The sequence below is a fragment of the Pseudomonas sp. GD04058 genome, assembly GCF_029836855.1.
In the GTDB taxonomy this organism is placed as follows: domain Bacteria; phylum Pseudomonadota; class Gammaproteobacteria; order Pseudomonadales; family Pseudomonadaceae; genus Aquipseudomonas; species Aquipseudomonas bharatica.
Genome location: NZ_JAOECN010000002.1, coordinates 347,242 through 359,419, shown reverse-complemented (window position 1 = coordinate 359,419; position 12,178 = coordinate 347,242). Strand labels below are relative to the sequence as shown.

Here is a 12,178-nt window from a genome sequence, read left to right as displayed (position 1 = left end):
ATGGACAAGACGACCGCACAGCGCATTGCCAAACGTTTCGTCGGCCTGCCCCTGGAGCAGCGCCGGCAGATCCTCGACAAGATGCGCGAGACCGGGCAGAGCTTCCGTCTCCTGCCGATTGCCGTGACCCGCACCGATACCCCGCGTATCCCGCTGTCCTACGCCCAGCAGCGCATGCTGTTCCTGTGGCAGATGGAGCCGGACAACAGCGCCTACAACGTGCCCATGGCGGTGCGTCTGAACGGCCCGCTGGACCAGGCGGCGCTGGGCCGTGCGCTGGAGCAACTGGTACAGCGCCATGAAACCCTGCGCACCCGTTTCGTCTCCGTGGAAGGCGAGTTCCATCAGGAAATCCTCGACCGGGTGCCGGTGGCGCTGGAAGTGCTCGAAGTTACCGACGAGAGCCGCCTGGCCGCCCTGGTCGAGGCCGAATTGCAGGCGCCGTTCGATCTGCTGGGTGACCGGCTGCTGCGGGTCAGGCTGTTCCGTCTCGGTGCCAGCGAGCATGTGCTGACCCTGTGCATGCACCATGTGGTGTCGGATGGCTGGTCCGGGCAGTTGCTGGTGCGCGAGTTCGTCCAGCTCTACCAGGCGCAGTCGAGCGGGCAACCGGCGCCCTTGCCGGAACTGGCGATCCAGTACGCCGACTATGCGATCTGGCAGCGCGCCTGGCTGGAAGCCGGCGAGGGCGAGCGCCAGCTGGCGTACTGGAAGGAACAGCTGGGCGACGAACAGCCTGTGCTGAGCCTGCCGCTGGATCACGAGCGCCCGCTGCAACCGAGCTACCGCGGTGCCGTGCTGCGCGCCGATCTGCCGGCGCAGTTGTCGGAGCAGCTCAAGCAGGTGGCGCGCAACAACGGCGTGACCCTGTTCATGCTGTCCCTGGCGGCCATGTCGGTGGTGCTGTCGCGCTACAGCGGCCAGGCGGACATCCGTATCGGCGCACCGAATGCCGGGCGTACCCGCGCCGAGCTGGAAGGCTTGATCGGCTTCTTCATCAACACCCAGGTCCTGCGTGTGCAGGTGGACGAGCGGCAGACCTTCGCCGCCCTGCTGGAGCAGGTCAAGCAGGTGGTCAGTGGCGCCCAGTCCCATCAGGAACTGCCGTTCGAGCATCTGGTGGACGCCCTGGCGCCGGAGCGCAACCTCGGCCACAACCCGCTGTTCCAGTTCAAGATCAACCAGCAGGTATTCGTGGCCGAGGACGGCAGCGAGGCCGAGCGCGGTGTCGATGGCCTGAGCGTGGAGAAGTACGCTTCCGGCTCCAGCGATGCGCGGTTCGACCTGGCCTATGACTTCGTCGATGGCCCGGACGGCGTGCGTGGCTACTTCACCTATGCCACCGACCTGTTCGAGGCGGCGACCATCGAGCGTATCGCCGGGTCGCTGCGCCGCGTGCTGGAACACCTCGTGGCCCATGTTGCCGAGCCGCTGCTGGCCTTCCCCGAGCAGGCGCCGCAGCTGGCGGCACCGCAGGCCCCGGCGCTGATCGGTGGCGACTTCGTTTCCCTGTGGCAGCAAGGCCTGCAAGCCGGGAGCGGCAAGCTGGCCCTGCGCGCTGGCGAGCAGACCCTCGACTACGGGCAACTGGAGGCGCAGTCCAACCAGCTTGCCCACTACCTGCAAGAGCAAGGCGTCGAGGCCGGGCAGGTCGTGGCGCTGTGCCAGGAGCGCGGCATCGAGTGGGTGGTAAGCCTGCTGGCGGTGCTCAAGCTGGGGGCGGTGTACCTGCCGCTGGACAGCCGCCAGCCGCAGGAGCGCCTGCGCCAGCTGGTGCGTGACAGCGGCGCGGTGCTGCTGATCCAGGGTGCTGAAATGGACCTGGGCTGCCCGGCGCTGAACTGGAATCCGTCGTTGTGGGCCGAACGCGATACCCGCGCGCCCGCCGTGCGCATCCATGGCGAACAACCGGCCTACATCATCTACACCTCCGGCTCCACCGGTCAGCCGAAGGGTGTGGTGATCAGCCATGGCGCGCTGAGCAACTATGTACAGGCCGTGCTGGAACGCCTGGACCTGAGCGCCGACGCCAGCCTGGCCATGGTCTCGACCATCGCCGCCGACCTCGGCCACACCATGCTGTTCGGTGCCCTGGCGTCCGGCCGTGCGCTGCACCTGCTGTCCCATGAGCACGCCTTCGATCCGGACCGTTTCGCCGCCTATATGGCCGAACACCGCATCGATGTGCTGAAGATCGTGCCGAGCCACCTGCAAGGCTTGTTGCAGGCGGCGAAGGCGGCGGATGTGCTGCCACGCGAGCTGCTGGTGCTCGGTGGCGAAGCCAGCAGCTGGAGCCTGCTGGAACAGATCCGCAGCCTGAAGGCCTGCCGTGTGCTCAACCACTATGGTCCGACCGAAACCACCGTGGGCATCCTCACCCACGAAGTGGGCGAGCTCGCCGGCTGTCGCAGCGTGCCGGTTGGCCAGCCGCTGGCGAACGGCAGCGCGCAGGTGCTGGACGCCTGGCTCAACCCGGTGGCCGAAGGCGTTGCCGGCGAGCTGTATCTCGGTGGCGCGGGCCTGGCCCAGGGGTATCTGGGGCAGCCGGCGCTGACGGCCGAGCGCTTCGTCCCCGCTGCAAACGGCCAGCGCCGTTATCGCGCCGGCGACCGTGCGCGTCTGGTGAACGGCGTGCTGGAATACCTGGGCCGCGCCGACGACCAGGTGAAGATCCGCGGTTACCGGGTCGAACCGGGCGAAGTCGGCCATTTGCTGCAAGGCCTCGACGGCGTGGCCGAGGCGGTGGTCCTGGCCTTGCCGCAGGACAGCGATGAAACGCGTCTGCAACTGGTGGGCTACTGCGTCCCGGCCAGCGGCGTCACCCTGCAAGCCGAAGCCCTGCGCCAGCAACTTGCGGCAAGCCTGCCGGAATACCTGGTGCCGGCACAGATCCTTGTGCTGGAGCGCCTGCCGCTGACCGCCAACGGCAAGCTGGACAAGCGTGCCCTGCCCAGGCCGGGCGCGGTCAAGCAGCGTTACGTGGCACCCAGCGGCGAGATCGAGGAAAAGCTCGCGGCCATCTGGTGTGATGTGCTCAAGCTGGAGCAGGTGGGCAGCACCGACAACTTCTTCGAACTGGGTGGCGACTCGATCCTCAGCCTGCAGATCATCGCCCGGGCCAAGCGCCAGGGCATCAAGCTGAGCCCCAAGCAGCTGTTCGAGAAACAGACCATCGGCCAGTTGGCCACCGTCGCCAAACTGATCGAGAAGAAGGCTGCCGCCCCGGCCCCGGCACAGATCAGCGGGCGCCTGCCGCTGCTGCCGATCCAGGCGCGCTTCTTCGACACCGCCATCCCCGAGCGCCAGCACTGGAACCAGGCGGTGATGCTCAAACCGAGCGTGCGTCTCGATGCCGCCCATTTGCAGCCGGCCCTGCACGCGCTGATCGAGCAGCACGATGCCCTGCGCCTGAGTTTCCGACAGCAGTCCGCCGGCTGGCAGGCCAGCTTCGCCCCGGCCAGCAGCGCTGGCGTGCTGTGGGTCCGTGAGCTGGCCGAGGGCGCCGATCTGCGCGAACTGGCCAACGAGGCCCAGCGCAGCCTGAACCTGACCGACGGCCCGCTGCTGCGCGCCGTGCTCATCAACCTTGCCGACGGTGAACAGCGTCTGCTGCTGGTGATCCACCACCTGGTGGTGGATGGCGTGTCCTGGCGCGTGCTGCTGGAAGACCTGCAACAGGCCTGCGCTGCCCTGATGGCGGGCAAGGCTGTCGAGTTGCCAGCCAAGACCAGCTCGCTGAAAGCCTGGGCCGGCCAGTTGCACGACTATGCGGTAAGCCCGGCGCTGGAGCAGGAACTGGATTACTGGCAGGCGCAGTTGCGCGGGGTCAGTGACGAGCTGCCGTGCGACCATCCCGACGGCAGCCAGGAGCGCCGCCATGCCGTGTCGGTCAGCACCCATCTGGATGTCGAGCTGACCCGGCGCCTGCTGCAGGACGCCCCGGCGGCCTACCGCACGCAGATCAACGACCTACTGCTGACCGCCCTGGCCCGGGTCATCTGCCGCTGGAGCGGGCAGGCCCATGCGCTGATCCGCCTGGAAGGCCATGGTCGCGAGGACCTGTTCGAGGATATCGACCTGAGCCGCACCGTCGGCTGGTTCAGCACCCTGTTCCCGGTGCGCCTGACCCCGGCGGCGTCGCTGGAGGCTTCGCTCAAGGCGATCAAGGAGCAGCTGCGTGCGATCCCCAACAAGGGCATCGGCTACGGCGTGCTCCGTCACCTGGGCAACGACGCCGCCCGCGAGACGCTGGGCGCCTTGGCCCAGGGCACTATCGTCTTCAACTACCTGGGCCAGTTCGACGGCAGCTTCACCGCCGAGGACGCGCTGTTCGCGCCGTCCGGCGAAAGCGCCGGCGACGGCCAGGACTTCGCCGCGCCACTGGCGGCGCTGCTGAGCATCAACGGCCAGGTCTACGGCGGCGAGCTGGACCTGGGCTGGAGCTTCAGTAGCGCGGTGTTCGAGCGCGAGACCGTGCAGCGCCTGGCGGATGACTATGCGGCCGAACTGCGCCTGCTGGTGGAGCACTGCACCACGCCGGCAGTGGCCGGCATCACGCCGTCGGACTTCCCGCTGGTGAGCCTGGCCCAGGCCGAACTGGATGGCCTGCCGGTGCCCGCCGGCACTATCCAGGACATCTACCCGCTGGCGCCGATGCAGCAGGGCATGCTGTTCCACACCCTCTACGAGCAGGAGGCCGGCAACTACATCAACCAGCTGCGGGTCGAGGTCAATGGCCTCGATGTCGCCCGTTTCCGGGCGGCGTGGCAGGCGGTGGTGGACCAGCACGATGTGCTGCGCAGCGTGTTCGTCAGCGAACTGCAGCAGCCGTTGCAGGTGGTGCTGCGTCAGGTCGAAGTACCCTTCAGCGAAGTCGATGCCCGTGGCCAGGCCGACCAGCAAGCCTGGCTCGATGCCTGGGCGGCCGGCGAGCGCGAAGCTGGCTTCGAACTGAGCCGCGGGCCGCTGCTGCGCCTGGCGCTGGCACGTACCGGTGAGCAGCGTTATCAACTGGTCTACACCTGCCATCACATCCTGATGGATGGCTGGAGCAGCTCGCGCATGCTCGGCGAGGTGCTGCAGCGCTACAGCGGCAAGGACATTGCCGGCCAGGGCGGGCGCTATCGCGACTATATCGAGTGGCTGCAACGCCAGGACGGCAGCGCCAGCCAGCAGTTCTGGAAGCAGCACCTGCAACACCTGGACGAACCGACCCGGCTGGTCCAGGCGTTCAGGTCCGGTGTTGCCGGCACGGGCTACGGCGAGCAGTCCCAGGTGCTGGATGCGGCCCTGACCCAGCGCCTCGGCGAGTTCGCCCGCGAGCAGCGGGTTACCCTCAACACCCTGGTCCAGGCCGCGTGGCTGTTGCTGCTGCAACGCTATACCGGGCAGTCCAGCGTCACCTTCGGCGCCACCGTGGCCGGGCGTCCGGCGGACCTGCCGGGCATCGAGGAACAGCTCGGCCTGTTCATCAACACCCTGCCGGTGGTCGGCAGCCCGCGCCCGGAGCAGAGCGTGGCGGACTTCGTGCAGCAGGTGCAGAACCTCAACCTGGCCCTGCGCGAGCACGAACACACGCCGCTCAACGAGATCCAGCGCTGGGCCGGGCAGGGCGGCGAAGCGCTGTTCGACACTATCCTGGTGTTCGAGAACTACCCGGTGTCCGAGGCGCTGCAACAGACCGCGCCGCAAGGGCTGGAATTCGGTGCGCTGGTCAACCGCGAGCAGTCCCACTATCCGTTGACCCTGGTAATCAACGCCGGCACCACGCTGTCCATGCGCCTGAGCCATGACCGGCGTTTCTTCGCCGATACGGCGGTGGTGCAACTGGCCGCGCATCTGGACCATCTGCTTCGCGCGCTGGTGGCCAATCCGCAGGCGGCGCTGGGCGAACTGGCTCTGCCTTCGGTGGCGGGACAGGAAGTGGCGGTCTTCCCGAACGAGCAGTGCATTCATCAGCGCATCGAGGCCCAGGCGGCGCGGGTGCCGGAAGCGGTGGCCGTGACTTTTGGCGGTGAGCAGCTGACTTATGCACAACTGAACAGCCGGGCCAACCAGCTGGCGCACAAGCTGCGCGAGCAGGGCGTGGGGCCGGATGTGCTGGTGGGCCTGTCCGTTGAACGCAGCCTGGAAATGCTGGTTGGCGTACTGGGTATTCTCAAGGCTGGTGGCGCCTATGTGCCGCTGGACCCTGAGTATCCACAGGACCGTCTCGACTACATGCAGGCAGACAGCGGTATCAAGCTGTTGCTGACCCAGGCGGATCTGCAGGGTTCGTTCGAGGGCTACAGCGAGCAGAACCCGGTCAACCTGACCTCGCCGGACAACCTGGCCTACGTGATCTACACCTCCGGTTCCACCGGCAAGCCGAAGGGCGCGCTGTTGCCGCATCACAACGTCCTGCGTTTGTTCGAAGCGACCGAGGGCTGGTTCGGCTTCGACGAGAAAGACGTGTGGACGCTGTTCCACTCGTACGCCTTCGACTTCTCCGTGTGGGAGATCTTCGGTGCGCTGATGCATGGTGGCCGTCTGGTGGTGGTACCGCGTGAGGTGACCCGTTCGCCGGAAGACTTCAACCGGTTGCTGGTGGACGAAAAGGTCACGGTACTGAACCAGACGCCTTCGGCCTTCAAGCAACTGGTCCGCGTTGCAACCGAGCCGCTGAGCCTGCGTTACGTGGTGTTCGGCGGCGAAGCGCTAGACGTGGGTAGCCTGCAACCTTGGTTCGACCGCTTTGGTGACCAGCAGCCGCGTTTGATCAACATGTACGGCATCACCGAAACCACGGTGCACGTCACCTACCGGCCAATTACCAAGGCGGACCTGGTACAGGCCGAAGTCAGCCCGATCGGTGAGGCCATCCCCGACCTGTCAATGTACGTGCTGGACACCGACTTCAACCCAGTGGCAACCGGTGTCTGCGGCGAACTGCATGTCAGCCACGCCGGCCTCGCTCGCGGCTACCACAATCGCGCCGCCCTGACCGCCGAGCGTTTCGTACCCAACCCGTTCGCGAAAGACGGCAGCCGCCTGTACCGCACCGGTGACCTTGCCCGCTTCCACGAAGCAGGCGTAATCGAGTACGCCGGCCGCATCGACCACCAGGTGAAGATCCGCGGCTTCCGTATCGAGCTGGGTGAGATCGAAGCGCGGCTGCAAGAGCATGAAGGCGTACGCGAGGTGGTAGTGCTGGCGGTCGATGGCCCGGCGGGCCAGCAACTGGCGGCCTACCTGATTCCGGCCAACCCGGATCAGGGCGACCTGCGTGACAGCCTGAAATCTCATCTGCGGGCGAACCTGCCGGACTACATGGTTCCGACCCACCTGATCCAGCTGGAATCCTTCCCGCTGACCGCCAACGGTAAGCTGGACCGCAAGGCCCTGCCGAAACCCGATGCGGCCAACCTGCAAGCCGCCTACGTGGCGCCGCAGAGTGCCCTGGAACAGCAACTGGCGGCGATCTGGGCCGATGTGCTCAAGGTGGAAAAGGTCGGCCTGAGCGACAACTTCTTCGAGCTGGGCGGCGATTCGATCATCTCCATCCAGGTGGTCAGCCGCGCCCGTCATGCCGGGATCTTCTTCACTCCGAAGGACCTGTTCCAGCGCCAGACCGTGCAGAGCCTGGCGGCGGTGGCGCGGCTGGCCGAAGCCACCAGCATCGAGCAGGGCGCGGTCGAGGGCATCGCCCCGCTGACGCCGGTGCAGCACTGGTTCTTCGACGGCGACATGCCGCAGCGCCATCACTTCAATCAGGCGGTGCTGTTGCAGCCGTCCCGCGCGCTTGATGCCAACGCACTGGAACACGCCCTGCGTGCGCTGCTGGTGCAGCACGATGCGCTGCGCCTGGCTTTCGTTGAAGACAACGGCGTCTGGCAGGCCCGCCACGGTGCCCGTCACGATGCCGCGCTGCTCTGGCAGCGCCGGCTGAACCGCGCCGATGAGCTGGAGCCGCTGGTGCAACAGGCCCAGCGCAGCCTCGACCTGCAACAGGGCCATCTGCTGCGCGCCTTGCTGGCCGACCTGCCGGACGGCTCGCAGCGCCTGCTGCTGGTGATCCACCACCTGGTGGTGGACGGCGTGTCCTGGCGCATCCTCCTGGAAGACCTGCAAAACGCCTATAGCGCGCTGCTGGACGGCAAGCCCGTGACCCTGCCGCGCAAGACCAGTGCCTTCAAGCACTGGGGCGAGCGCCTGCGCGACTACGCCCGCAGTCCGGCACTGGAGCAGGAGCTGGGTTACTGGCAGGCGCAACTGGAGGGCGTCAGCGATGCCCTGCCGCATCATGCCTGCGGCCCGCTGACCAGCCGCCAGATCACCAGCGTGTCCACCCGTCTCGACCGCGACACCACCCGCCAGTTGCTGCAGGACGCCCCGGCGGCCTACCGCACGCAGATCAACGACCTGCTGCTGACCGCCCTGGCCCGGGTCATCTGCCAGTGGACCGGGCAGGACTCGGCGCTGATCAAGCTGGAGGGCCATGGCCGCGAGGACCTGTTCGACGAACTGGACATCACCCGGACCCTCGGCTGGTTCACCAGCATCTACCCGGTGAAGCTCAGCCCCCAGGCGGATCTGGCCGGCTCGCTGAAGACCATCAAGGAACAACTGCGCGCGATCCCCAACAAGGGCATCGGCTACGGCGTGCTGCGCTACCTCGGCAGCGACGAGGCCCGCCGCAGCCTGGCGGCCCTGGCCAAGGGCAATATCGTGTTCAACTACCTGGGCCAGTTCGACGGCAGCTTTGCTGCCGAGGACGCTCTGTTCGTCCCCGCCGGCGAAAGCCGTGGCGACATGCACAGCGCCGAGGCGCCGCTGGACAGCCTGCTCAGCATCAGCGGCCAGGTCTATGGCGGCGAGCTGGAGCTGAACTGGCGTTTCAGCACCGAAGCCTTCGAGCCGGCGCTGATGCAGGACCTGGCCAAGCGTTATGGCGAGGAACTGCGCCAACTGACCGCCCATTGCCTGGGCGCCGGAGTGGCCGGGGCCACGCCGTCGGACTTCCCGCTGGCGCGGCTGGAGCAGGCGCAGATCGACCGCCTGCCGATCGCCATCGCCGAGATCGCCGATGTCTATCCGCTGTCGCCGATGCAGCAGGGCATGCTGTTCCACAGCCTCTATGAAAAGGAGGCGGGCAACTACATCAACCAGCTGCGCGTCGATGTCCGTGGCCTCGATGTGCCGCGCTTCAAGGCGGCCTGGCAGGCGCTGATCGACCAGCACGAAGTGCTGCGCGCCAGCTTCATCAGCGATATGCAGCAGCCGTTGCAAGTGATCCGCCGCCAGGTCGTCGCGACCTTTGCCGAACAGGACTGGCGCGGGCGTGACCATTCCGAGGCGGCGATCAAGGCCTGGGCCGATGGCGACCGCCAGCGCGGCTTCGACCTGGAGCAGGAAGCCCTGCTGCGCCTGACCCTGCTGCGCACCGGCGAAGACAGCCATCACCTGGTCTACACCAGCCACCACATCCTGATGGACGGCTGGAGCAACTCGCGCCTGCTCGGCGAGGTGTTGCAGCGTTACCACGGTGAAGTGCCGGCGCAGAGCGGCGCGCGCTATCGCGACTACATCGAGTGGCTGCAACGCCAGGATGCGGCGCTCAGCCAGCGTTTCTGGAGCGGACAACTGGCGGTGCTGGACGAGCCGACCCGGTTGGTCCAGGTGCTCAGGTCGACCGCCACGGCCCAGGGTTATACCGACCGGCATTACGCGCTGGACCAGGCCGAAACCCGCAAGCTCAACGAGTTCGCCCGCGAACAGCGGGTCACCCTCAACACCCTGGTCCAGGCGGCGTGGCTGTTGCTGCTGCAACGCTATACCGGGCAGTCCAGCGTGACCTTCGGCGCCACGGTATCCGGGCGTCCGGCGGAACTGGCGGGGATCGAGGAACAACTCGGCCTGTTCATCAACACCCTGCCGGTGGTCGGCAGCCCGCGCCCGGAGCAGCGCGTGGGGGACTTCGTGCAGCAGGTGCAGACCCTCAACCTGGCCTTGCGCGAGCACGAGCACACGCCGCTCTATGACATCCAGCGCTGGGCCGGGCAGGGCGGCGAGGCGCTGTTCGACAATATCCTCGTGTTCGAGAACTATCCGGTGTCCGAGGCGCTGCAACAGGCGGCGCCGGATGACCTGAAGTTCGGCAGCGTGATCAACCTGGAGCAGACCCACTATCCGCTGACCCTGATCGTCTCGGCCGGCGATGCGCTGGGTGTGCGCTTCAACTTCGATCGCCAGCGTTTCAGTGATGACGTCATGGCGCGGCTGGTGGAGCATTTCGACCATCTGCTGCGTGCGCTGGTAGTGGATTCGCAGGCGGCGTTGGGTGAACTGGCTCTGCCTTCGGTGGTGGGCCAGGAAGTGGCGATCTTCCCGAGCGAGCAGTGCATTCACCAGCGCATCGAGGCCCAGGCGGCGCGGGTGCCGGAAGCGGTGGCCGTGAGTTTTGGTGCTCAAGCGCTGACTTATGCACAGCTGAACGGTCGGGCGAACCAGTTGGCGCACAAGCTGCGCGAGCAGGGCGTTGGGCCGGATGTGCTGGTCGGTCTTTCAGTCGAGCGCAGCCTGGAAATGCTGGTCGGTATCCTCGGCATTCTCAAGGCTGGTGGCGCCTATGTACCGCTGGACCCGGATTATCCACGGGACCGTCTCGACTACATGAAGGCAGACAGTGGCATCAAGCTGCTGCTGACCCAGGCGGATCTGCTGGGTTCGTTCGAGGGCTACAGCGACCAGAATCCGGTCAACCTGACCTCGCCGGACAACCTGGCTTATGTGATCTACACCTCCGGTTCGACCGGCAAGCCGAAGGGGGCGTTGCTGCCGCACCAGAATGTCCTGCGCCTGTTCGAGGCCACGGATGAGTGGTTCGGCTTTGACGAGAAAGACGTGTGGACCCTGTTCCATTCCTACGCCTTCGACTTCTCCGTGTGGGAGATCTTCGGTGCGCTGATGCATGGCGGGCGTCTGGTAGTCGTGCCGCGTGAGGTGACCCGTTCGCCGGAAGACTTCAACCAACTGCTGGTGGATGAAAAGGTCACGGTGCTGAACCAGACTCCATCGGCGTTCAAGCAACTGGTCCGCGTTTCAACCGAGCCGCTGAGCTTGCGCTATGTGGTATTCGGCGGCGAAGCACTGGACGTGGCCAGCCTGCAACCGTGGTTCGACCGCTTCGGTGACCAGCAGCCACGCCTGATCAACATGTACGGCATCACCGAAACCACGGTGCACGTGACCTACCGTCCAATCACCAGGGCGGACCTGGTACAGGCCGAAGTCAGTCCGATCGGTGAAGCGATCCCGGACCTGTCGATGTACGTGCTGGACACCGACTTCAACCCGGTGGCAACCGGCGTCTGCGGCGAATTGCATGTCGGCCATGCCGGCCTCGCTCGCGGCTACCACAACCGTGCCGCCCTGACCGCCGAACGCTTCGTGCCCAATCCGTTCGCGAAAGACGGCAGCCGCCTGTACCGCACCGGCGACCTTGCCCGCTTCCGCGAGGAGGGCGTGATCGAGTACGCCGGCCGTATCGACCATCAGGTGAAGATCCGCGGTTTCCGTATCGAACTGGGCGAGATCGAGGCGCGGCTGCAAGAGCATGAAGGCGTGCGCGAGGTGGTGGTGCTGGCGGTGGATGGCCCGGCGGGCCAGCAACTGGCGGCCTATCTGATCCCCGCCAACCCGGACCAGGCCGAGCTGCGCGAGACCCTGAAAACCCACCTGAAAGCCAACCTGCCGGACTACATGGTCCCGACCCATCTGGTCCTGCTGGAGAGCTTCCCGCTGACCGCCAACGGCAAGCTGGACCGCAAGGCCCTGCCCAAGCCGGATGCGGCCAACCTGCAAGGTGCGTATGTGGCCCCGGTCAGCGAGCTGGAGCAGCAGTTGGCAACTATCTGGGCGGATGTCCTGCAAGTGGAGCGGGTCGGTCTGGCCGACAACTTCTTCGAGATGGGCGGGCACTCGTTGCTGGCGGTGCAGATGCTGGTGCGCATCCGCGAGCAGTTGCGCTGCGATATCGCCCTGCGCGAGCTGTTCGAGAAGAGCACCCTGCAGGACCTGTGCGCCGTGGTCGCGGCGAAACAGGGGCAGGTCGATCATGCCCAGGACGAACTGACTAAATCGCTGGAGGCCCTCAAACGTCTTAGTGCAGAGGAAATCGACAACCTGCTCGCCTGACTGG

The 12,178-nt window shown here is 66.4% G+C and carries 1 protein-coding gene; it reads left to right on the top strand.

What is annotated here, in order from left to right:
• A complete protein-coding gene (locus N7650_RS03420) occupies window positions 1-12,174 on the top strand; it encodes a non-ribosomal peptide synthetase (protein WP_279897119.1) in 12,174 nt (4,057 codons plus the stop codon).
• The last annotated feature ends 4 nt before the right edge of the window (window positions 12,175-12,178 follow it).